Below are 22108 nucleotides of genomic sequence, written 5' to 3'. Positions count from 1 at the left end.
GGAGACACACCATGGCAAAGGTGCTCTGCGTGCTGTACGACGACCCCGTCGACGGTTACCCCAAGAGCTACGCGCGCGACGATCTTCCCCAGCTCGACGGCTACCCCGGCGGCCAGACCCTCCCGTCCCCGAAGGCGCTCGACTTCACCCCCGGCGCCCTGCTCGGCAGCGTCTCCGGCGAGCTCGGCCTGCGGGAGTTCCTGGAGAGCCAGGGCCACCAGCTGGTGGTGACCTCCGACAAGGACCGGGCCGGCTCGGTGTTCGACCAGGAGCTGCCCGACACCGACATCGTGATCTCCCAGCCGTTCTGGCCGGCCTACCTCACGCCGGAACGCTTCGAGAAGGCCGAGAACCTCAAGCTCGTGATCACCGCCGGCATCGGTTCGGACCACACCGACCTCGACTCGGCGATCGCGCACGGCGTGACCGTGGCCGAGGTGACCTACTCCAACAGCATCAGCGTCGCCGAGCACGTGGTGATGATGATCCTCTCGCAGGTGCGCAACTACCTGCCCTCGTACCAGACCGTGCTCGAAGGCGGCTGGAAGATCGCCGACTGCGTCTCGCGGTCCTACGACCTCGAGGGCATGCACGTCGGCACGGTCGCCGCCGGCCGCATCGGCACCGCGGTGCTGCGCCGCCTCAAGCCGTTCGACGTGCACCTGCACTACACCGACCGGCACCGCCTGCCGGCCGAGGTCGAGCAGGAACTGGGCCTGACGTTCCACGAGAGCGCCGCGGACCTGGTGCCGCACTGCGACGTGGTGACGATCAACGCGCCGCTGCACCCGGAGACCGAGGGCCTGTTCGGCGAGAAGCTCCTGTCGACGATGAAGCGGGGCACGTACCTGATCAACACCGCCCGCGCGCGCATCACCGACCCCGACGCCATCGTGCAGGCCCTGGAGAGCGGCCAGCTCGCCGGATACGCCGGCGACGTGTGGTTCCCGCAGCCCGCGCCGGCCGACCACCCGTGGCGCACCATGCCCCACCACGGCATGACGCCGCACATCTCGGGTTCGACCCTGTCGGCCCAGACCCGCTACGCCGCGGGCACCCGCGAGATCCTCGAATCGTGGTTCGCGGGCACGCCGATCCGCGACGAGTACCTCATCGTCGACGGTGGCAACCTCGCCGGCACGGGTGCGCACTCGTACTCGGCCCACCGCTGAACCGAGGGCCAGACCACCCAGGGGTGGCGTTCGGTGCGCTCAACGCACCGAACGCCACACCCGGGGGCACGACTGGTCCGTGCGCCACCGGTCAGTGGTCGACGAGCTGCAGCGGGTCGTGCAGACCGAGCCGGTCGGCGCGGGTGTAGACGTTCATCGAGCTGCCCCGCAGGAAGCCGACGAGCGTGAGCCCGACCTCCTCGGCCAGCTCGACCGCGAGCGACGACGGCGCCGAAACCGCGGCCAGCAACGGGATGCCCGCCATGGCCGCCTTCTGCACCAGCTCGAACGATGCGCGGCCACTCACCATCAGCAGGTGCCCGGTCAGCGGCAGCCGGCCTTCGCGCGCGGCCCAGCCCACGACCTTGTCCACCGCGTTGTGCCGGCCGACGTCCTCGCGGATGCAGAGCAGGTCTCCGTCACGGTCGAAGAGCCCGGCCGCGTGCAGGCCGCCGGTGCGGTCGAACACCTTCTGGGCTTCCCGCAACGCGTCGGGCAGTCCGGAAAGGACCTCCGGGCCGACGGCCAGCGGGTCGGCCGTGACCGGCCACCGCAGCGTGGTGCGCACCGCGTCGAGGCTCGCCTTGCCGCACAGGCCGCACGACGACGTGGTGTAGAAGTTGCGCTCCAGCGACGGATCCGGCAGCGGCACGCCGGCGCGCAGCACGACGTCGACGATGTTGTAGGTGTTCGAACCGTCCACAGTGGCCCCGGCGCAGTAGCGGATGCCGGCGACGTCGGCGCCCTGGTGCACGATCCCCTCCCCCACGAGGAATCCCGCCGCGAGGTCGAAGTCGCTGCCGGGCGTGCGCATCGTGATGGTGAGCGCCTTGCCGGCCACGCGGATCTCGAGCGGCTCCTCGGCGCTGAGGGTGTCCGGGCGCATCGTGAGCTCGCCGTCGACGACGCGGAACACGCGGCGTCTGCTGGTCATCCGGCCCATGGGGCCACCTCCGGGGTCAGCGCGCGGGCAGCAGCGACTTGGGCCGGCCCGGCTGGGTGAGCCGGCCGGTGAGGAACGCGCCGGCCAGGCTGAAGAGCCCGGCCGCCGCGAAGGCGCCGAAGTAGCCGTGGGCCGTGACGACGAGGGCGGCGAGCCCGATGCCGAGCAGCGCGCCCACGGCCTTGGCGCTGTAGAGCACGCCGAAGTTCTGCAACGCCGACTCTTCGCCGAAGTACTCGCGCACCAGGCCGGTGAGCAGCGTGTAGCAGCAGCCGTTGCCGAGGCCGGCCAGCGCGGCGCCGAGCACGAGACCGAAGGCGTGGCGGTGCTCGCCGGAGTAGAACAACACGAACTGGCCGATGCCGCCGGCCACGAGCGCGAGCTGCAGGATCCGGCGGCGGCCGACGCGGTCGGACAGCCAGCCGAGCAGCACGCGGCCGGTGCCGGTCACGCCGGCGAGCACCGCGAGGGCCACCGCCGCGAGCCCCGTGCCGCCACCCTGCTCGGCGACGAACGTGCCCAAGTAGGCCAGGTCGAACAACAGCACGGCGGCGGCCAGCACCACCGTGCTGTACAGGGCGAGCGTGGTGCCGCAGCGCAGGAGCTCGGCCGGGCGGTAGTGCCGCACGGCGGGGCGGTTGACCGACACCGTGCGGTTGCGCACCTTGTCGCGCGCCCACTCGCGCGGGTCGGGCGCGCCGGCCGGCCACCAGTTGGGTGGCGGGTACCGCAGCAGCACCCCCGAGCCGGCCACGACCACGAGCACGAGCGCCGCCGTGACGTCGAGCAGCACCCCGCGGTTGCCGACGCCGAGACCGAACCCGGCGACGAGCACGAACGGGACGCTGCCGTAGGCGAACGCCCCGCTCACCGCGCCGACGCGCGTGGCGGTGTGGTCGGGGAACCAGCGCATCACGGCGCCGACGCAGGTGCCGTAGACCAGGCCGGTGCCGACCCCGCCGAGCAGCGAGTAGCCCACGAACACGACCGCGAGGCTCGAGGCGTGCCCGAGCGTCACGAGGCCGATCGCGCACAGGATCCCGCCCAGCACCACGGCGAACGACGGTGGCAGCTTGCCGCGGTCGCGCAGCCAGGCGGCGGGGAACACCACGCTCGCCTGCGCCACGGCCCACACGGCCAGCGACACCACGACCTCGGTGAACGTCCAGCCGTGCGCGCCGGTGAGCACCGGCGCGATGGCGCCGAAGCCGTACTGCTGAAGCCCGGCGGCGAACATCGCGGCGCCGCTGAGCCACAGCATCCAGCTCCGGGGCCGGCCGAGCAGGTCCAGGTCGCTTTCACCGACCCGGTACCGGCGTCCATAGACGTCCCTCAGTTCGCGAACCGCGGTAGTGGTCTGGGGCTCGGACATGGCGTCACCCGCTCGACTGGATGTTGTATGCAGTATGGAGTAGTCCGGTTATAGCACCCGTGCTCCACCGTGTCCACGGGCTTACCCCGACGGGTGGAACGATCTCGGCGGCCGCCGCCGACCAGCACGAACTACGGCAGGTACGGCGCCGCGTTCAGCTCTGCGGCACCCGCGGCGCGGGCAACACGGCCTCCGCCTCCACCGGCTGCCAGCGCGCCACGCCGTCGGCATCCACCAGCACGCGGCCGAAGACCTGGTCGCCGAAGTGGCACGCGAAGCCGATCGTGCCGGGCCGGGCGAGTTCGTCGACGATCCGGCGCCGGGCGGCGAGCACGCCGGCCGTGTCGACGTCGGGCAGCGAGGGCCACTCGGGGTGCGTGATCTGGGCCGGAAGGTGGAAGACGTCGCCGAACGCGACCACCCGCCGCTCCCCCGCCTCGACCACGTACGCGGTGTGGCCGGGGCTGTGGCCCGGCGTCACGATCGCGCGCACGCCCGGGAAGATCTCGTCGCCGTCGGCGATCTCCTGGCGCGTGCCCGCCAGCGGCTCGAGCACGTCGGCCCGGCCCGGCGCGCCCGGGATCGTCTCGCCGCGCGCGTGCGGCGCCCACTCTTCGGCCGCCACGAGGTAGGCGGCCGCCGGGAAGAACTTGCGGCCGTCGACGAACGCCCAGCCGGTGTGGTCCACGTGCAGGTGCGTGAACGCGACGGTGTCGACGTCGTCGGGGCGGTGACCGAGCGCGGCGAGAGTGTCGGGCAGCGCGCCGGAATCGGCATAGGACACCGGCTCGTCATTGATCGACACCGTGCCGTGCACAGGCCCGAGCCCGGCGTCGACGAGCAGCTTCCGGCCGGCGCGTTCCACGAGCAGACCGCCCACGGACATCGCGACGCGGCCCTGCGCGTCGAGCGCTTCGGGGTGTTCGGTCCAGTAGGCGGCGGGGATCCCGGGAAAGAACTTGCCGGGCACCATGTCCAGGGCGCCGTCGACGACGTAGGTCAGCCGCGTCCCCTCGAACTCCAGCACCCGCACGGCCGACTGCCCGTTGAGCACACCCGCCACCACGCACTCCCCTCCCGGTCCGACGAGTTGATCATGCCCCGCTCAGCGGGTGGCGAGCGAGCGGATCCCGGGCGGAAGGTGACCGAGCCCACCGCCTTCGGCCAGGAACCGGACAATCTCCTCCTGCAGCGCGCGGGCCGAGCGCGGCAGCTCGACGTCGCGACGGAAGGCGAGGCGCACCACGCGGGTGAGGCCCGGTTCGGTGAACTGTGTCATCCGGAACCGCTCGCCCACCACCGTGCTCGGCACCACGGCGAGCCCGAGGCCCGCCTGCACCAGCTCCAGCACCGCGTCCATCTCCCCGCCCTCGATGGCGAAGGTGGGGTCGAACCCGGCGGCGCGGCAGGCGTTCACCGTGGCCTCGCGCAGGTCGTACCCGCGGCGGAACATGACCAGCGGCCGGTCCTTGAGGTCCCCGATCACCATCCGCCCGCGCACCGGCGGCGGCTCGTGCTTCGGCGAGATCACCACGAGCTCTTCCACGAACAGCGGCGTGCTCTGCAGGCGGTGGTCGTCGCGCACCCGGCTGTCGACGATCATCGCCAGGTCGAGCCCGCCTTCCGACAGCTCGGTCTGCAGGTCGCGCGAGCCGCTCTCGTGCAGCACCAGCTCGATGCCGGGATAGGTCCGGCGGAAGGCCGCGAGCATCACCGGCAGCAGGCCCGTGCACAGGCTGGGCGTGGCGCCGAGCCGCACGCGACCGCGGCCCAGCTCGTCGAGCTCCCGGATCACCCGGTACGCCGTCTCGGTCTCGGCCAGGATGCGCCGCGCGATGGGCAGCAGCGCCTCGCCGGCCTCGGTGAGCGTGACGTTGCCGCGGACCCGGTGGAACAGGGTGGCGCCGACGTCCCGTTCGAGTGCCCGGACCTGTTGGGAGAGTGAGGGTTGCGCCACACGTTCCTGTTCGGCGGCGCGGGTGAAATGCCGCGTGTCGGCCACTGCCAGGAAATATGCGAGCTGCTGGACCTGCATGGCGCCCAGCATAGCCACTGCCTATGGTCACGAGAGGAATCATGTGTTTGCCCTCTCGTCGAGGGCGGACTTACCGTCGCAGCGTGGCAAGTGAACTCGCCACCGCGCGGCGGAAACGCCCGGCGGTGCGGCTGTTTTGGGAATCGTCGATCGGCAAGAAGGTCGTGATGGCCGCGACCGGTCTGCTGTTCGTGGTCTTCCTGCTCGCCCACATGGCGGGCAACCTGAAGATCTTCTTCGGGCCGGATACCTTCGACCACTACGCGGCCTGGCTGCGCACCATCGGCGAGCCGGCGCTGCCCTACGCCTGGTTCCTGTGGATCCAGCGCGCGGTGCTGGTGGTGGCACTGGTGCTGCACGTGACCGCGGCGGTGCAGCTGTCCAAGCGCGACCGGCGGGCGAGACCGGTGCGGTACGCGCACGGGCAGCGGCCGCGAGCGACGTTCGCGACGCACACCATGCGCTGGGGCGGTGCGACGCTCGCGGTGTACATCGTCTGGCACATCCTCGACCTCACCGTCGGCGTCGCGAACCGGGACTTCGTGGAGGGGCAGCCGTTCCACAACGTGGTGGCCGACTTCCAGGTGTGGTGGGTCAACGTGATCTACCTGGTGGCGCTGCTGATGCTGGGACTGCACATCAACCACGGGTTCTGGAGCGCCGCGCAGACGCTCGGGATCAAGAGCGCGACCCGTGACCGCACGGTCAAGACCGTCGGCACGGTGCTGGCCGTGGTGATCACCGGCGGCTTCATGATCGTCCCGATTTCCGTGATGACCGGATGGGTGAGCTGAGCAATGCCCGAGTACACGATCGGCGAACCGATCGCCGACACCCGAGCCCCCGAAGGGCCGATCGAGGACCGCTGGTCGACGCGGAAGTTCGCGGCGAAGCTGGTGAACCCGGCGAACCGGCGCAAGCACCGCGTGATCGTGGTCGGCACCGGCCTCGCCGGCGGCTCGGCCGGCGCGACACTGGCCGAGCAGGGGTACCACGTGGTGCAGTTCTGCTTCCAGGACTCGCCGCGCCGCGCGCACTCCGTGGCCGCGCAGGGCGGCATCAACGCCGCGAAGAACTACCGCAACGACGGCGACTCCGTGCACCGCCTGTTCTACGACACGGTGAAGGGCGGCGACTTCCGGTCGCGGGAGTCCAATGTGCACCGCCTCGCCGAGGTGTCCGCGCAGATCATCGACCAGGCCGTGGCCCAGGGGGTGCCGTTCGCGCGTGAATACGGCGGCCTGCTCGACACGCGCTCGTTCGGCGGCGTGCAGGTGCAGCGCACCTTCTACGCCCGCGGCCAGACGGGCCAGCAGCTGCTGATCGGCGCGTACCAGGCCCTCTCGCGCCAGATCGACGCCGGCACCGTGGAGCTGCACCCGCGCACCGAGATGCTCGACCTCGTCGTGATCGACGGACGCGCGCGCGGCATCGTGGCCCGTGACCTCGTGACCGGCGAGATCACCACGCACCTGGCCGACGCCGTGGTGCTGGCCACCGGCGGCTACGGCAACGTCTTCTACCTCTCCACCAACGCCAAGGGCTCCAACGCCTCGGCCGTGTGGCGGGCCCACAAGCGCGGCGCGTACTTCGCGAACCCGTGCTTCACGCAGATCCACCCGACCTGCATCCCGCGCTCGGGCGACCACCAGTCGAAGCTCACGCTGATGAGCGAATCGCTGCGCAACGACGGCCGCATCTGGGTGCCGAAGGAGAAGGGCGACCCGCGTCCGCCCGCGCAGATCCCCGAGGACGAGCGCGACTACTACCTCGAACGCCAGTACCCCAGCTTCGGCAACCTCGTGCCGCGCGACATCGCCTCGCGCGCGGCCAAGAACGTGTGCGACGCCGGGTTCGGCGTCGGCCCCGGCGGGCTCGGCGTGTACCTCGACTTCGCCGACGCCATCGCGCGGCTCGGCCGCCCGGCCGTGGAAGCGCGCTACGGCAACCTGTTCGACATGTACCAGCGCATCACGGCGGAGAACCCGTACGAGGTGCCGATGCGCATCTACCCCGCCATCCACTACACGATGGGCGGGCTGTGGGTCGACTACGACCTGCAGAGCAACGTGCCCGGCCTGTTCGTGATCGGCGAAGCCAACTTCTCCGACCACGGCGCCAACCGGCTCGGTGCGTCCGCGCTGATGCAGGGGCTGGCCGACGGCTACTTCGTGCTGCCCGCCACGCTCAACGACTACATCGGCCGCGGCGGCTTCGCCGACGTGACCGCCGAGAACCCGGCCGTGGTCGAAGCGCAGACCGAGGTGCAGAGCCGCATCGACCGCCTGCTGGCGGTGAACGGCACCCGCAGCGTCGACTCGTTCCACCGCGAGCTGGGCCTGATGATGTGGGACCACTGCGGCATGGCCCGCACCGCCGAAGGCCTGCGCAAGGCGCTGGAACGCATTCCGGAGCTGCGCGCGGAGTTCTGGCGCGACGTCCGCATCCCCGGCACCGGCGAGGAGCTCAACCAGGAGCTCGAAAAGGCCGGCCGCGTGGCCGACTTCCTCGAGCTCGCGGAGCTGCTCCTGCTCGACGCCCTCGTGCGCGAGGAGTCGTGCGGTGGGCACTTCCGGGAGGAACACCAGACGCCCGACGGCGAAGCCGCGCGCGACGACGAGAACTTCTCGCACGTGTCGGCCTGGGAGTACGGCGAAACGCCCGTGCTGCACAAGGAACCCCTGAACTTCGAGTACGTCCACCCCACTCAGCGGAGCTACACGTGAAACTCACCGTGCGGGTTTGGCGCCAGACCGGCCCCGAAACCGAAGGCACCCTCGTCGAGTACCCCCTCGACGACATCAGCACCGACATGTCGTTCCTGGAAATGCTCGACACGCTCAACCAGCAGCTCATCGAAGCGGGCGAGCAGCCGGTGGCGTTCGACCACGACTGCCGCGAAGGCATCTGCGGCTCGTGCGGCGTGGTGATCAACGGCCAGGCCCACGGCCCCGAGACCACCACCACGTGCCAGCTGCACATGCGCGCGTTCTCCGACGGCGACGTGATCGACGTCGAACCGTGGCGCGCCAAGGGTTTCCCGGTGATCAAGGACCTGGTCGTCGACCGCTCGGCGTTCGACCGCATCATCCAGGCCGGCGGCTACATCACCGCCCCCACCGGCGCGGCCCCCGACGCCCACGCCACGCCGGTGCCGAAGCCCGACGCCGACCTCGCCTTCGACAACGCCACCTGCATCGGTTGCGGCGCCTGCGTGGCGGCCTGCCCCAACGGCTCGGCGATGCTCTTCACCGCGGCGAAGATCAGCCACCTCAACTCGCTGCCGCAGGGCCAGCCCGAACGCACCCAGCGCGTGCTCGACATGGTCGACACGATGGACGCCGAGGGCTTCGGCGGCTGCACCAACAGCGGCGAGTGCACCCTGGCCTGCCCGAAGGGCATCCCGCTCACGAGCATCACCACCCTCAACCGCGAGTTCCTGAAGGCGGCGCGCTCGGGCCGCAAATGACCTACTCGGCGAGCACGCGGCGCAGCCAGTTCACCCGGCTCTCGCGTGCTTCGCGCGAGATCGGGGCGTGGGGCACGACTTCGTCGAAGCCGTGGCAGCCGCCGGGCCACGCGTGCAGCTCGGCCTGCCCGCCGGCCTGCCACAGCCGCGAGGCGTAGGCGACGGCTTCGTCGCGGAACGTCTCCACCGACCCGACCTCGACGAACGCCGGCGGCAGGCCGGTGAGGTCCGTGGCCCGGGCGGGCGCCGCGTACGGCGACACGTCCGGGCCGCCGGCGGCGTCGCCGAGCAGGGCCGACCAGCCGGTGGCGTTGGAGACGCTGTCCCACACGCCTTCGCCGACCAGCTCGGTGCTCGACGGCGTGCTCGCGCGGTCGTCGATCATCGGGCACACGAGCAGCTGCCCGCACAGGGCGGGGCCGCCGCGGTCGCGGGCCAGCAACGCCGTGGCCGCGGCGAGCCCACCTCCGGCGCTGCCCCCGGCCACCAGCAGCCGGCCGGGGTCGATGCCCAGGTCGGCCGTGTGGTTGCCGACCCAGGCCAGCCCGGAGTAGCAGTCCTCGACCGGCGCGGGGTGCGGGTGCTCGGGCGCGAGGCGGTAGTCGGCGCTCACCACGACCATCGGGATCTCGGCCAGCCAGCCCAGCAGCCAGTCGGCACCCGTGCGGTTCGTGCCCGCCATCATGCCGCCGCCGTGCAGGAAGTACATCCCCGGCAGCGGCACCGCCGGGTCGCTGCCCTTCGGCCGCAGCACCAGCAGCGGCACCCCGTCGCCGTCGACCTCCTCGGCATCCACGTGCTCCCGGATCTCGGCGAGGCTCATCGTGTGCCCGGCCGCCGTCAGCTCCCTCAGCCGGCCGATCAGGTCCGGCGTGATCGACGACGGCAGCGCCTCGTTCACCGCCACCAGCGCGGCGGCGATCTCGGGGTCGAACGGGGGGTGCGGTTTCGTCATCGCGGCCTGCTTCCGGTGGGGGTCTTCTCGAACGCGACGCTAGGCGCCAGCGGCTCGCGGCGGCAGCCGTCAGGCGGCGGGGTCGACCCGCCACTTGGCGGGGGTCAGCGGGTGCGCCGGAACCGGCGTAGCGCCAGCGCGATCGTCAGTCGCGTGCGGCCGGCGGCGGTCGCGGGGCCGTACCCGAGCTCCGCGGTGAGCACGTCGACCCGGGCCTGCAGGGTCGAGTGGTGCACCGGGACGGCGGCGGCCGCCGCGCGGAGGCTGGGTTCCGCGGCCACGGCGGTCAGCGTTTCCGGCGCCCACGGGTGTGCGGCGAGCACGCGCTCCAGCAGCGCGACCTCGGCGACGGCCGCCGGGGTGTCACATCCCGCGGCCAGCGCGAGCAGCCCGCCGAGAGCCACCGCGTCCACATGGGACGGTCCCGGTTCGCCGTCGGCGGTCAGCCGGAAGGCGAGCCGCGCCTGCTCGTAGGAAGCAGGCAGCTCACTCAGGCCCACCGACGGACCGGTGGCCGAGCGCGTGCCGCGGGCCGCCGCGACCGCGGCGATGGTCACGTCGAGGTCGCCGAGGCGCGCGGACCCGGCCGGTCGCGCACCGCCACAGCTGACCGTGACGGCGAAGCTGCCCCCGGAAGCGAGACTGAGGCTGCGGGCCGCGCGGAGGCGGGTGGGCTCGTCGGTGCCGGCGTCGACGAGGAGTTCCACGGCGGCGGGATCCCCGGCCGCACCGGCACCGAGACCGGGGCCGGTGCGGTCGAGCACGATCCGGACCGCGGTGGCCAGGCGTTCCACGACCACCCGGTCGAGCTCGGTCTGCCCCGGATCGTCGGTGGAGCGGTCCAGCCACACGAGACCGCCCGCGTAGCCCGGCAGCGGCACCGAGAAGCCGCCCGGCTCGCCCGCCGCGCGCCGGCCGTCGGGTTCGACGCGCACGCGCAGGCGCCGATCCGGCACGACCAGGCCCGCGGCGCAGCCGGCGAGCACCGCGGCGGCCCGCACCGTCGCTTCCAGCCCGGCGCGGGCCTCCACCAGGGCGTCGAAGTGGGCGATCACCTGCAACGCGGCCCCGGCCCCGGGGTCGACCGCCCGCATCCGCCCGGCCAGCTCACGCACGGGAGCCACCCTACGGGTCCCTCAGAACCCGGGCGCGTTGCGCAGGTTGGTGCGCGCGAGCTCGATCATCTTGCCGACGCCGCCGTTGAGCACCGTCTTGCTCGCCCCGAGCGCGAAGCCGCGCACCTGCGCGCCGGTGATGTGCGGTGGGATCGACAGGGCGTTGGGGTCCGTCACGAGCTCGACCACGGCCGGTCCCGGGTGGACGAACGCCTTCGCCAGCGCCTCGCGGACATCACGCGGGTCTTCGACACGGGTCGCGTGGATGCCGCAGGCCTGCGCGATCGCGGCGAAGTTCACGGGTACCTGGTCCGTGCCGAAGTCGGGCAGGCCGTCCACGAGCATCTCGAGCTTCACCATGCCGAGGGTCGCGTTGTTGAACACCACGACCTTCACCGGCAGGTCGTAGGCCGACAGCGTGAGCAGGTCGCCCATCAGCATCGAAAGCCCGCCGTCGCCGGAGAGCGACACGACCTGGCGGCCGGGCTGGGCGAACTGCGCGCCGATGGCGTGCGGCAGCGCGTTGGCCATGCTGCCGTGGCGGAACGAGCCGAGCACCCGGCGGCGGCCGTTGGGCGTGAGGTAGCGGGCGGCCCACACGTTGCCCATGCCGGTGTCCACGGTGAACACCGCGTCGTCGTCGGCCACGTCGTCGAGGATCGCCGCGGCGAACTCCGGGTGGATGGGCCGGCGGTGCTCGATCTTCGTGGTGTAGGCCGACACCACCTTCTCCAGCTTGCGCACGTGGTCGCGCAGCATGCGGTCGAGGTAGGTGCGATCGGTCCGCATCCGCAGCAGCGGCAGCACCGCCTTGATGGTCTCCTTCACGTCGCCGTGGATCGCCAGATCCAGCGCGGTGCGGCGGCCGAGGCGCGCGACGTCGGTGTCGACCTGGATCGTGTTCGCCTGCGGGAGGAAGTTGTCGTACGGGAAATCCGTGCCCAGCAACACGATCCGGTCGGCGGCGTGCATCGCGTCGTAGCAGGCGCCGTAGCCGAGCAGCCCGCTCATGCCGACGTCGTACGGGTTGTCGTACTGGATCCACTCCTTGCCGCCGAGCGAGTGGCCGACCGGGGCGTTGAGCCGCTCGGCCAGGGCCAGCACCTCGTCGTGCGCGCCGCGGGTGCCCGCGCCGGCGAAGAGCATGACCTTCTGGCCGGAGTTGAGCAGGCGCGCCAGCTCCTCGATCGTCTCGGCCGGCGGCACCACGGGCGAAGGCTTGACGAGCTGAACCTTCTCCGCCTTGGGCTGCGGCGCCTTGCGGTCGGCGATGTCCCCCGGGATGGTCAGCACCGACACGCCGCCCTTGCCGACGGCGGTCTGCATCGCGATGCGCAGCATCCGCGGCATCTGCTCGGGATGCGACACCAGTTCGCTGTAGAAGCTGCACTCGGTGAACAGCTGCTCCGGGTGCGTCTCCTGGAAGAAGCCCGTGCCGATCTGCGCCGACGGGATGTGCGACGCGATCGCCAGCACCGGCGCACCGCTGCGGTGCGCGTCGAAAAGACCGTTGATCAGGTGCAGGTTGCCCGGGCCGCAACTGCCCGCGCACACGGCGAGCTTGCCGGTCACCTGCGCTTCGGCCGCGGCCGCGAACGCCGCCGCTTCCTCGTGGCGCACATGGACCCACTCGATGCCGTCGGTGCGGCGCACCGCGTCGACGATCGGGTTGAGGCTGTCGCCGACGATGCCGTAGATCCGTTCCACCCCGGCTTCGCGCAGGGTCCGCACGAGCTGTTCGGCCACTGTGGTCATGGGCCACGTCCTCTCTGGAAACCTGCCTCCAGCATGTGCTGCCAGCGCGTATGCGTCCAATGCCTCTTTTTCCTCGATTCCATGCCGTGGCAGAATGGATGGCATGGACCTGCACGTGCTGCGGCTCTTCCAGGAGGTGGCGCGCGGGGCCACGGTCACCGACACCGCCGCCCGCGCCCGGCTCACCCAGCCCGCGCTTTCCCGGGCGCTGCACCGGATCGAGCGCGAGGCTGGCGCCGCGTTGTTCCAGCGGTCGGGGCGCGCGCTGCGGCTCACGCCGGCCGGCCACGCGTTCGCGGGCCACGTGGCCGCGATCCTCGAGCGCTACGACGAGGGGCTGCGCGCGGTGGCGGAAGCGGTCGACCCGGAGTCGGGCGTGATCCCGCTGGCGTTCCTGCACACATTCGGCACCTGGCTCGTGCCGCCCGTCGTGAGCAGTTATCGCGCCGACCACCCGCGGGCGCGGTTCGAGCTTCGCCAGCACGGTGAGGAAGGCCTGGCGCGCGAACTGCTCGACGGCACGGCCGACCTCGTGCTCACCAGCGGTGATCCGGGTGACCCGCTGATCGAGTGGGTGCGGCTGCTCGAAGAGCCGCTGCTGCTGGCCGTACCGCCGAAACACCGCCTGGCGCGGCGGAAGCAGGCGCGGCTCGCCGACGTCGCCGAGGAGTCGTTCATCCTGCTGCGCCGCGGTTACGCGTTGCGCGAGACCACCGAGCAGTTGTGCGCGCGGGCCGGCTTCAGCCCGCGCGTGGGGTTCGAGGGCGAGGAGGTGGAAACGCTGCGCGGGCTGGTCACGGCGGGCCTCGGCGTAGCGCTGCTGCCACTCCCCCACACCGCGACGTTCCCGCCCGCGCCCACCACTCCGACGACACCGCACCTGCGGGTCACGGACGTGCCGGCGGCCCGGGACATCGGCCTCGCGCAGCTCTCGGGCCGGGTGCTGCCGCCGGCGAGCGCGCGGTTCCGGGAGCATGTACTGGCTACGGCGCCCCGCGCGTTGCCGGGATAGAAGCGTTGGGGGCAAAGAAAAATCCCCGGTCAGCGGACCGGGGATTTCTCGGGAGCGCGGGTCAGGGCTTGCGGCCGACCACACCGGCCACGCACTTGGCCGAGTCGCTGAGCGGGGTGAGCCGCGGGCCGTCCGGCCACCACTCGTCGCACACCGCCATGCCCGGGCCGCTGGTCGCGTTGGGCGGCAGCAGTTCCAGGCCCGGCAGCATGCTTTCGATCTCGGCGCGCGTGCGGAAGCGGCCGGCGCCGAGCGGGCCGGACACGAGGATCTCCTCGATCCGCTTCGCCACGGCGGTGAGCTCCGGCACCTCGGGATCGTAGAAGTGCGCCAGGGCCACGAACGAACCGGGGGCCAGCGCGTCGATGTACTGGCGCATCACGTCGATGGCGCCGTCGCCCTCGAAGTGGTGGATGGTGCCGATGTGCAGGAGGCCGAGCGGCTGCGAGAAGTCGATGTACTCGCGCACGGTGTCGTTCTCGAGCACGTTCTGCGGCTGGAAGATGTCGGCGTCGACCATGTGGGTGTAGTCGTTTTCGGCCAGCAGCGCGCGGCCGTGGGCGAGCACGACCGGGTCGTTGTCGACGTAGACCACGTGCGCGTCGCGGTGGGCGCGCTGCACGATCTGGTGGGTGTTCTCGGCGGTCGGCAGGCCGGAGCCGCAGTCGAGGAACTGGCGGATGCCGGTCTGGTTGGCGAGCATCCGCAGCGCGCGGTTGTGGAAGCCGCGGTTGCCGCGCGCGATGTGCACGGCCTCGGGCACGGCCGTGCTGATCTTCTCCATGACCGCGCGGTCGACTTCGTAGTAGTGGTTGCCGCCGAGGAAACCGTCGTAGATCCGCGCGATGCTCGGCCGGTTCGGGTCGACCCCCACGGGAACCTGGCTGGGCGACAGCGTGGACGGCGGAGCGCTGGACATCGGTACCTCGCAAGGCGGCTCGGGGGCGGCTTTGACCCACTGAGAGTAGTACCTTGACCCTCTCCGGTTACGTCAGGTCGCCCGTTCAGCTGCAAGTTGCAGCGCACACGGGGGCCACCTGCGCCTTCGGTGCGGCGTCGCGCGCCTCAGCCGTGGTGGCGGCCCGGCGGCTGCTGGTGGCGGCTGCTCCAGTCCTGCAGGTACGAGCTCACGGCCGAGCTCCACGCGTTCGGCGCCGACTGCGACGACGGGTGCTGAGCCGCGCTCGAGTGCTCGTTCGACGGCCGTTTCGACGGCTCCTGGCCCTCGGTGGTGTGCACGGTGGTGTGGTCCACCTGGCCGGTGGCGGTGGGCGGGGTCGGGCTGGCCGTCATGGTGGTGACCGCGGGCGGCGCGGACGTCGGCTTCGACGGCGCGACCGGGACTTCCGCGGGTTTCCCGGCCGAGCCGCTCTCCGGGGCGGGCCACAGCGCCCACGTGCCCAGCCCGGCCAGCACCACGACCACCGCGCCGGCGAGCACCGCATACCGCGTGGTGCGCCGGCCGCCGGCGCTCGGCGGTGCGGTCTGCGTGCGCTCGGTTTCGTGCTCGGGCGCGGCGGCCGCGAACATCGCGTCGAGCCCGATCGGCAGCTCGCCGACGATCGACTGGGGTTTCGTGGCCGGTCCGCCGGGCGGGATGTGCGGTGCGGTGGCGGGTTCCGGGTACAGGCCGCTCGGATCGGCCTCGGGCTTCGGCCGGGTCACGAGCGGCGGCCGTTCGCCGTCGATGCGCGGCATCGGAGCCGTCTCCGACAGGCTCACCAGCTTCGCGACCGAGTCGAGCTCGCCGCGACCTTCGCCGGGCTCCGTGTCTGCCATCCGGACCTCCACCCCGCCGCGGCCGCGGGCCCGCGGCTCGACCGGCGGCAAGATCTTATGAAGTTCCGCCCGATCGGGTAAACCCGCCCCCACTTGCACACCCAGCGTGACGACAGTTCACGGGCTGCGGCTGCTTTCCCGGCGGGGCGTCCCGATCGGCCGGGCCGACCTGCTCGACCACGGCCGGAACCCGAGGTGCCGACGGCGCGGATCAGCCAGGTGCGCGAGCCCGGGTTTCCGTTGCGTGCCGGCCGCCGTTGTCCGGCGGGACCCCTCCCGGCGGCCCGCCGCTAGCCTCCGCGCACCGGGAAAGAGGAGGCTTGATGCGGGTTCGTTCGGCTGTCGCGCTGGGTGCGTTCGGGCTGGTCGCGGCCGGGTGCACCACGGGCGGGCACGCGCTGCCCGCGCCGCTGCCGCCGGTGCCCGCGGCCGACCGTGCGCTCGTGGCGTCGTCGCAGGCCGTGTGCACGAGCGCGCAGGGTCTCGCGGGCCTCGGGGCCGGGATCAAGGAGCTCAACGCCACGGCCGCCGACCCGGCGCAGGCCGATTTCCTGAGCTCCTCGATCACGTCCTACTTCGACCAGGCGACGGGCCGGCTCTCACGGGCCTCCGGCGGGCTGAAGTCCGTGCCGCCGTCCGGGATCAAGGCCGCCGACGCGTACGTGACGCAGCTGGCGCAATCGCTCGACACGCTGACGAAGCAGGCGCCCGCCGACCCGCGGGCGGTGCCGACGATCGCGCAGGCGCGCGACTTCGCCGCGGCCACCGAGAAGCTCAAGCCCACCGCGGCGGACCTCACGAAGGCGGTGCGCGGCGACGCGAAGCTCAACGCGTCGTTCGACGTGGCGCCCGCTTGCGCGCCGGTGCAACAGTTCGGGCCGGTCGACGCCGCCGCGCCCACGCGCCCGCTCGTGGCCTGGGCGGACACGGTGTGCGGCGCCGCCACCTCGGCCGCGGAGCTGAAGGCGAGCAAGCTCGACGACCTGATCATCACCGACCCGCGCTACGCCCGCTTCAGCGGCTACGACCTCGGCAGCTTCCTGTCCTCGGCCGGCCGCAGCGTCTCCACGCTCGTCGAGACGCTGGTCCAGACCGCACCGACCGGCATCGCCGCCGCCGACAAGTACCACGACAGCCTGCTGGCCGCACTGCGCGCGGTGGCGCCGAAACTGCCGCAGTCCGACCCCGGCGTGCCTGCCCCAGTCCGTCGATCAGCTGAAACCGCAGGCGCAGCAGGTGATCGGCGTGCTCGCGTCCCTCGCGATGCCCACGCCGGACCTGCCGTCCGTCGCCGGAGCCACGCCGGTGCTGGCCCATTCCTACGACGTCGCACCGCAATGCCGGCCCCTCGGCTCCCCTCCGCCGACCCTGCCGCCCGCCGCCAACGGCACCGACTACGGCGCCTGCGCGGCCGGCAAGTGCCAGGTCCTCGTGACCGGCCAGGCCGACATCACCGCGAGCGGCCTCACCTTCACCGCCTCGGTCACCACCTCCGGAGTCCGCGTGCTGCAGGAACTCAGCGAGATGGTGCTGGGCGTCGGCGGCTCGGGCTCGTTCGGCTACGCCGGGCACATGGTGACCGTCCGGGTGACCGCCGTCCTGGAAGGCAAGGCCGTGCTCGACATCACGACTGGTTGATCAGCGTCTGAGGGTGACCTCGAAGTCGCGGAAGCCGTGCCGGCGGTAGAACGCGCGGGCCGGTTCGTTGGCGCAATACGCGGTGACCTCGAAGGAATCGGCGCCTCGGAGTTCTGCCCACTCGGTGAATCGGCCGACGAGCGCGGTGCCGACACCGGTGCGGCGCACACCGGCAGTGACTCGCATGCTTTCGAGGACCGCGGTGACCACGCCCGGACGCAGCGGGTCGGACCGCCGCAGCCGGCCGACGAGATGCCCGATCACGCCCGCATCTCCCTGCGCCACCAGGCAAAGCGCGTTCTCGTCGGCCAGCAGGCCGGCGTAGTAGGCCGGTCCTTCGCGCTCGGGCCAGGTGAGGTCCATGTGCGCGTCGTGGTGGCCGCCGTCCTCACGGAACAACGCCGCCACCGAGGAAACGAAGCCGGGAACCGAGTCCGCGGAAACCGCGGTGATGGAGTGATCCATCGACAAAACGGTAACCACGTCGATTAATCCTGTAAATATCGAATGCGCGGTGCCACGACCCGCCGCGGAAAACGAGGTGCCGCCCGGCCCGGCGATCACTAGTCTTCCCGGGCTGCCGACTTCCCGGAGGATCCCGTCATGGCCCCGTTCCCGCTCATCGCACCCTACGACCGCGGCCTGCTCGACGTCGGCGACGGCAACCGGATCCACTGGGAGACCAGTGGGAACCCCGACGGCAAACCGGTGGTGTGCGTGCACGGCGGGCCGGGTGGGGGCGGCAGCCGCAACAGCCGCAAGGGGTTCGATCCGGAGAAGTTCCGCATCATCCAGTTCGATCAGCGCGGCTGCGGCGAGAGCGAACCGAACATCGCCGACCCGGCGGTGAGCCTGGAGCACAACACGACGCACCACCTGATCGCCGACCTGGAGCGCCTGCGCGAGCACCTCGGCGTGGAGAAGTGGATGCTGTACGGCGGTTCCTGGGGCCCGACGCTGATGCTCGCCTACGCCGAGCGCCACCCCGAACGGGTCTCGGAGATCGTCCTCATCGCCGCGTTCACCAGCACGCCGGACGAGGTGGACTGGCTCTACCGCGGCGTCGGCCGGCTGCTGCCGCGGGAGTGGGAGGCGTTCCGCGCCGGCGTGCCCGAGGCCGAGCGCGACGGCGACCTGCTGTCCGCGTACTCCCGCCTGCTCGGCTCACCCGACCGAGCGGTGCAGCTGAAGGCCGCGCACGACTGGTGTGCCTGGGAAGACGCCGTGATCGCGCACGAAACGAAGGGTTCGCCCGGGCAGTACAGCGCCGGGTCCGAGCGCGACCTCATCACGCTCGCCCGCATGTGCGCCCACTACTACGGGCACCACGCCTGGCTCGGCGAGAGCGAGATCCTGGACGCCGTGCACCGCCTGCACGGCATCCCCGCCGTGTTCATCCAGGGCCGGCTCGATCTGAGCGTGCCGCTGCGCGCGGCCTGGAACCTCGTGCGGGCCTGGCCGTCGGCCGAGCTCGTGGTGATCGACGACTCGGGCCACACCGGCAGCCCGGCAATGGCCGAAGCCGTGCACCGTGCGATCAGCCGCTTCACCCCGGCCTGAGCTCAGACGCGGTCGAACGTCACGTCGAGCCGGTACGGGCTGCCGAGGCTCAGCCCGACCTGGCGCCGGATCTCGGCGCCGTCGGCGAGCCGGAAACGAGTGGTGCGGGCCAGCAGCTCCTCGAACGCCACGGCCAGCTGGATGCGCGCGAAATGCAGCCCCAGGCAGCGGTGGATGCCGAAGCCGAACGACACGTGGGGCACGGCCGGCCGGTCGAACACCAGCTCGTCGGGCCGCTCGAACCGCTCCGGATCCCGGTTGGCGGCGGCGAAGAACACGGCCACGCGCTCCCCCGCTTTCACCGGAGTGTCGCCGATCTCGGTGTCCTGCGTGGCCGTGCGCGCCATGAACGCCACCGTGGTTTCGAGGCGCAGGAACTCTTCCAGCTCCCGGTGCCAGCCTCCGGGCTTGCGCAGGATCGGCTCGACGTCCTCGCGCGTGGCGAGGTGGTAGGCGATGTTCGCGATCACCCCGCGGGTGGTGTCGAGGCCGCCAAGGAAGAGCGTGGTCACGATGCCGAGACGTTCCTCGAGCGTGAGCGGGCGGCCGTCGATCGTGGCGGTCACCAGCGCGCGCAGCACGGTGTCCGCGCCGTCGTCCGAATTCGCCTCGGCTTCGGCCAGCGCTTCCATCGCCAGACCCGCGAGCGTCTGGAACGCCTCGGGACTGCTGGTCACCGCCGCGTCCTTCGCCGCCGCCACGCCGCGGTCGACCAGGTCGCGGTTGTCCGTCGCGAACACGATCCGCGCGAGCGAGCCCGCGCTGAACGGGATGGCGAAGTCGGCCACCACGTCACACGCGCCGCGGTCCACAAAGGACTCGACGGTGGTACGGGCGAGCTCCCGCAGCTGCGGCTCGTGCCGGGCGAGCGCGGCGCGGGTGAAGAACGGGTTGAGGATCCGCCGGTATTCGCGGTGTTCGGGTGGGTCGGCGTCGATCGGGATCACGCGCACCGGCACGCCGCGGATCGCGGGCTGCGCCGAGCTGAACAGCTCCGGTGCACCGCAGACGGCGCGCACGTCGTCGTAGCGTGTGAGCAGGTGGTAACCGCCGTCGGCTTCGGTGTGCGGCACGGGACACCCGGTGCGGGCGGCCGCGGCGGCCGCGAGCAGGTTCTCCCGTTGGTCGTCCGCGTACAGGTCGACGTTCGCCAGGATCTGCTCGACCGATTTGGCCACGTGCCCTCCCTGCGCCCCGAGGACTCACCACCGTAGGGGTGCGTGGGGACCCGGGGCATCGGCCGCACGGGCGGAAACCGGCACGCGTTCGGGTCACCGCGGTCGCCGGCGCGGTCACCACCCGGGCGAACTCCGCCGGTTCAGCCGGATCGGCCGGGCCGGTCACGCCGGTCCGGCCGATCCGCGAGCAGTGGCCGCGCCGGGTCCCACACCGTGCCGTCGGCGTGGTCGCGGCGCCGGCGCGCGATGCCCGACAACGCTTCCAGCACCACGCGGTTCGCGAGGGACGACGTGATCTCGGCGTGGTCGTACGGCGGCGACACCTCGACCACGTCCACGCCCACCACCGGCAGCTCGTAGGCGATGCGGCGCACGGAATCGAGCAGCTCCCGGGCCGTGAGCCCGCCCGGCTCGGGAGTGCCGGTGCCCGGTGCGTGGCCGGGGTCGCACACGTCGATGTCGACCGAGAGGAACACGCCGTCGCACTCGTCGGTGGCGATCGCGAACGCCTCGGTGAGGCAGTCGCCGAGGCCGCGCGTCACGATCTCGGTCATCTCGTAGGAACGCATGCCCTGCGCGGCCATCCAGTCGAGCGTGTCCGGGCCGGGCCAGTAACCCCGCAGGCCGAGCTGCAGGAACCGGTCGCCGCGCACGGCCCCGGATTCGATCAGCCGGCGCATCGGCTGACCGTGGCCCACGAGCGAACCGAACGCGATGTCGCCGGTGTCGGCGTGCGCGTCGAAGTGCAGCATCGACACGCGGCCCTGGCCGAGGTGCTGCGCCACCCCGGCCGCGTCCGGCCACGCGATCGTGTGGTCCCCGCCCAGCACCAGCGGAATCGCGCCCGTCGCGGTGATCGCGTGCACGGCTTCCTGCAGCGAGCGCACGGACCGCTCGGCGTCACCCGAGTACATCTCGACGTCGCCGGCGTCGAACACCCGCAGGTCCCGCAACGCGTCCACGCGCAGGGCGAGCGACGGCCGCGAACCGTCGGCGGGCAGGTAGCAGCTCTGGCGGATGTACTGCGGGCCGAACCGGGTGCCCGCCCGGTGCGAGGTGCCGCCGTCGAACGGCGCGCCGAGGATCACCACGTCGGCCCGCGGGAAGGTGGCGGGGTCGGCCCAGTCGCAGCGCGCCACTCCGAGAAAGGTGATGTCCGGACCGAACTGCGTGCCGTACCGAGCCATGGCGTCCTCCTGAGGCGCCAACCTACCGCCGCCGTGCCCCGGATTCGGCCGGTTTGCGGATCAGCTCGCGAAGTCGACCGAGCGGCCGAGCTCGGCCCAGCGCGCGTCCTCGGCCAGCTGCTTCGTCATGCCGGCCTTCACGATCTCCACGCCGTCGCTGCCCAGCGGCAGGTGCAGCGGCGGTTCGTCGAGCTCGACGACCTGGAGGAACACGCGCGCGACGGCGGCCGGGTCGATCGGCTCGATGCCGCGATGGCTGCGCAGGTGCTCCAGCAGCGGGCCCAGGGTGGGCTCGTACTCGGGCTTGTACGGGTGCACCACCATCGACGGTCCGGACCAGTCCGTGCGCATCAGCCCGGGCTCGGCCATCGTCACCTTGATCCCGAGGCCCGAAACCTCGTCGTTGAGCACCCCCGAGAAGCCCTCCGTCGCGAACTTCGCGCTCTGGTAGGCGGAAATGCCTGGCGCCGTGCCGCGGCCGCCGATCGAGGTCACCTGGATGAAGTGACCCGAGTGCTGCGCGAGGAACACCGGCAGCGCCGCCTTCGTCACGTGCACCGTGCCGAAGAACACCGCCTCCACCTGCGCGCGGAAATCGGCCAGGTCGACCTCCTCGATCGGCGCCAGGTTCGCGTATCCCGCGTTGTTCACCACCACGTCGAGCCGCCCGAACCGCTCCACCGCCGCCGCGACGGCCGCCTCGGCCCGCGCCGGGTCGGTCACGTCGAGCGGGAACCGCAGCAGGTGCTCGCCGTACCGCTCGTCGAGGTCCTTGAGCGCTTCGACGGTGCGCGCGGTCGCCACCACGTCGTGGCCGGCGGCGAGGACTTCTTCCACCACCGCCCGGCCGAGTCCGCGTGAGCTGCCCGTGACCAGCCAAACCTTGCTCATCGTTCGTTCCCTCTCGCCTTCGCGGGGTCGATCCCCGCTCCCTCAAG

General features: G+C 72.0%; 21 protein-coding genes. 7 read left to right on the top strand and 14 right to left on the bottom strand.

Annotated features, from left to right (window positions below):
- Positions 1-11 precede the first annotated feature (11 nt).
- Positions 12-1172: an NAD-dependent formate dehydrogenase gene (locus VSH64_RS12100; RefSeq protein WP_326835654.1), complete on the top strand. Its 1161-nt coding sequence runs from the start codon at positions 12-14 to the stop codon at positions 1170-1172.
- A gap of 91 nt (positions 1173-1263) precedes the next feature.
- On the opposite strand, the gene fdhD is transcribed toward VSH64_RS12100, so the two are convergent.
- The 4 genes from fdhD to VSH64_RS12080 all read right to left on the bottom strand — a co-directional run bounded on the left by fdhD (position 1264) and on the right by VSH64_RS12080 (position 5522).
- Positions 1264-2115, bottom strand: a complete 852-nt coding sequence (gene fdhD, locus VSH64_RS12095) for a formate dehydrogenase accessory sulfurtransferase FdhD (RefSeq protein WP_326835653.1) — start codon at positions 2113-2115, stop codon at positions 1264-1266.
- Positions 2116-2131: 16 nt separating this feature from the next.
- Positions 2132-3487 (bottom strand): OFA family MFS transporter, encoded by a 1356-nt coding sequence (locus VSH64_RS12090; RefSeq protein WP_326835652.1) that lies wholly within the window; start codon positions 3485-3487, stop codon positions 2132-2134.
- A gap of 154 nt (positions 3488-3641) precedes the next feature.
- Positions 3642-4550 carry an MBL fold metallo-hydrolase gene (locus VSH64_RS12085; protein ID WP_326835651.1) on the bottom strand — a complete coding sequence of 303 codons (909 nt, stop codon included), beginning with the start codon at positions 4548-4550 and terminating at the stop codon, positions 3642-3644.
- A gap of 42 nt (positions 4551-4592) precedes the next feature.
- Complete coding sequence (locus VSH64_RS12080) at positions 4593-5522, bottom strand: LysR family transcriptional regulator (RefSeq protein WP_326835650.1); 930 nt, start codon at positions 5520-5522, stop codon at positions 4593-4595.
- An 83-nt stretch (positions 5523-5605) separates the two neighbouring features.
- On the opposite strand from VSH64_RS12080, the gene VSH64_RS12075 reads away from it, so the two are divergent.
- From VSH64_RS12075 to VSH64_RS12065, 3 genes are read left to right on the top strand one after another with little or no spacing between them, the layout of a single operon-like run.
- Positions 5606-6316, top strand: coding sequence for a succinate dehydrogenase cytochrome b subunit (locus VSH64_RS12075; RefSeq protein ID WP_326835649.1), 711 nt, complete (start codon positions 5606-5608; stop codon positions 6314-6316).
- Positions 6317-6319: 3 nt separating this feature from the next.
- On the top strand, positions 6320-8248 hold the full coding sequence (locus VSH64_RS12070; RefSeq protein WP_326835648.1) for a fumarate reductase/succinate dehydrogenase flavoprotein subunit: 1929 nt from the start codon (positions 6320-6322) through the stop codon (positions 8246-8248).
- Entirely contained in the window at positions 8245-8991 is a 747-nt protein-coding gene (locus VSH64_RS12065) for a succinate dehydrogenase/fumarate reductase iron-sulfur subunit (protein ID WP_326835647.1), read from the top strand. The genes VSH64_RS12070 and VSH64_RS12065 overlap by 4 nt, the downstream gene beginning before the upstream one ends.
- Position 8992: 1 nt before the next feature.
- On the opposite strand, the gene VSH64_RS12060 is transcribed toward VSH64_RS12065, so the two are convergent.
- The 3 genes from VSH64_RS12060 to VSH64_RS12050 all read right to left on the bottom strand — a co-directional run bounded on the left by VSH64_RS12060 (position 8993) and on the right by VSH64_RS12050 (position 12816).
- A complete protein-coding gene (locus VSH64_RS12060; protein WP_326835646.1) occupies positions 8993-9946 on the bottom strand; it encodes an alpha/beta hydrolase in 954 nt (317 codons plus the stop codon).
- A gap of 104 nt (positions 9947-10050) precedes the next feature.
- Positions 10051-11061 carry a PucR family transcriptional regulator gene (locus VSH64_RS12055; RefSeq protein WP_326835645.1) on the bottom strand — a complete coding sequence of 337 codons (1011 nt, stop codon included), beginning with the start codon at positions 11059-11061 and terminating at the stop codon, positions 10051-10053.
- A 21-nt stretch (positions 11062-11082) separates the two neighbouring features.
- Positions 11083-12816, bottom strand: a complete 1734-nt coding sequence (locus VSH64_RS12050; RefSeq protein WP_326835644.1) for a pyruvate dehydrogenase — start codon at positions 12814-12816, stop codon at positions 11083-11085.
- A gap of 103 nt (positions 12817-12919) precedes the next feature.
- Here VSH64_RS12050 and VSH64_RS12045 point away from each other — a divergent pair, with 103 nt between their 5' ends.
- Entirely contained in the window at positions 12920-13828 is a 909-nt protein-coding gene (locus VSH64_RS12045; protein WP_326835643.1) for a LysR family transcriptional regulator, read from the top strand.
- A gap of 61 nt (positions 13829-13889) precedes the next feature.
- Here VSH64_RS12045 and VSH64_RS12040 read toward each other — a convergent pair whose 3' ends face one another.
- From VSH64_RS12040 to VSH64_RS12030, 3 genes are all read right to left on the bottom strand, one after another.
- Positions 13890-14747 carry an SAM-dependent methyltransferase gene (locus tag VSH64_RS12040; protein ID WP_326835642.1) on the bottom strand — a complete coding sequence of 286 codons (858 nt, stop codon included), beginning with the start codon at positions 14745-14747 and terminating at the stop codon, positions 13890-13892.
- Positions 14748-14893: 146 nt separating this feature from the next.
- Positions 14894-15607 (bottom strand): hypothetical protein, encoded by a 714-nt coding sequence (locus VSH64_RS12035; RefSeq protein ID WP_326835641.1) that lies wholly within the window; start codon positions 15605-15607, stop codon positions 14894-14896.
- 571 nt (positions 15608-16178) lie between these two features.
- Positions 16179-16598 carry a hypothetical protein gene (locus VSH64_RS12030; RefSeq protein ID WP_326835640.1) on the bottom strand — a complete coding sequence of 140 codons (420 nt, stop codon included), beginning with the start codon at positions 16596-16598 and terminating at the stop codon, positions 16179-16181.
- A 254-nt stretch (positions 16599-16852) separates the two neighbouring features.
- Here VSH64_RS12030 and VSH64_RS12025 point away from each other — a divergent pair, with 254 nt between their 5' ends.
- Positions 16853-17245 (top strand): hypothetical protein, encoded by a 393-nt coding sequence (locus tag VSH64_RS12025; protein WP_326835639.1) that lies wholly within the window; start codon positions 16853-16855, stop codon positions 17243-17245.
- On the opposite strand, the gene VSH64_RS12020 is transcribed toward VSH64_RS12025, so the two are convergent.
- Entirely contained in the window at positions 17246-17710 is a 465-nt protein-coding gene (locus tag VSH64_RS12020) for a GNAT family N-acetyltransferase (RefSeq protein ID WP_326835638.1), read from the bottom strand.
- Positions 17711-17848: 138 nt separating this feature from the next.
- On the opposite strand from VSH64_RS12020, the gene pip reads away from it, so the two are divergent.
- Complete coding sequence (pip, locus tag VSH64_RS12015) at positions 17849-18805, top strand: prolyl aminopeptidase (RefSeq protein ID WP_326835637.1); 957 nt, start codon at positions 17849-17851, stop codon at positions 18803-18805.
- A 2-nt stretch (positions 18806-18807) separates the two neighbouring features.
- On the opposite strand, the gene VSH64_RS12010 is transcribed toward pip, so the two are convergent.
- From VSH64_RS12010 to VSH64_RS12000, 3 genes are all read right to left on the bottom strand, one after another.
- Positions 18808-19983, bottom strand: a complete 1176-nt coding sequence (locus VSH64_RS12010) for a cytochrome P450 (RefSeq protein ID WP_326835636.1) — start codon at positions 19981-19983, stop codon at positions 18808-18810.
- A 140-nt stretch (positions 19984-20123) separates the two neighbouring features.
- Entirely contained in the window at positions 20124-21170 is a 1047-nt protein-coding gene (speB, locus tag VSH64_RS12005) for an agmatinase (RefSeq protein ID WP_326835635.1), read from the bottom strand.
- A gap of 60 nt (positions 21171-21230) precedes the next feature.
- Complete coding sequence (locus VSH64_RS12000) at positions 21231-22061, bottom strand: SDR family NAD(P)-dependent oxidoreductase (protein WP_326835634.1); 831 nt, start codon at positions 22059-22061, stop codon at positions 21231-21233.
- Between the last annotated feature and the right edge of the window lie 47 nt (positions 22062-22108).

The sequence above is a fragment of the Amycolatopsis rhabdoformis genome, assembly GCF_035918295.1.
GTDB lineage: Bacteria > Actinomycetota > Actinomycetes > Mycobacteriales > Pseudonocardiaceae > Amycolatopsis > Amycolatopsis rhabdoformis.
Note: the sequence above shows the minus strand (reverse complement) of the source record. Positions and strands in the feature narration are given on the sequence as shown.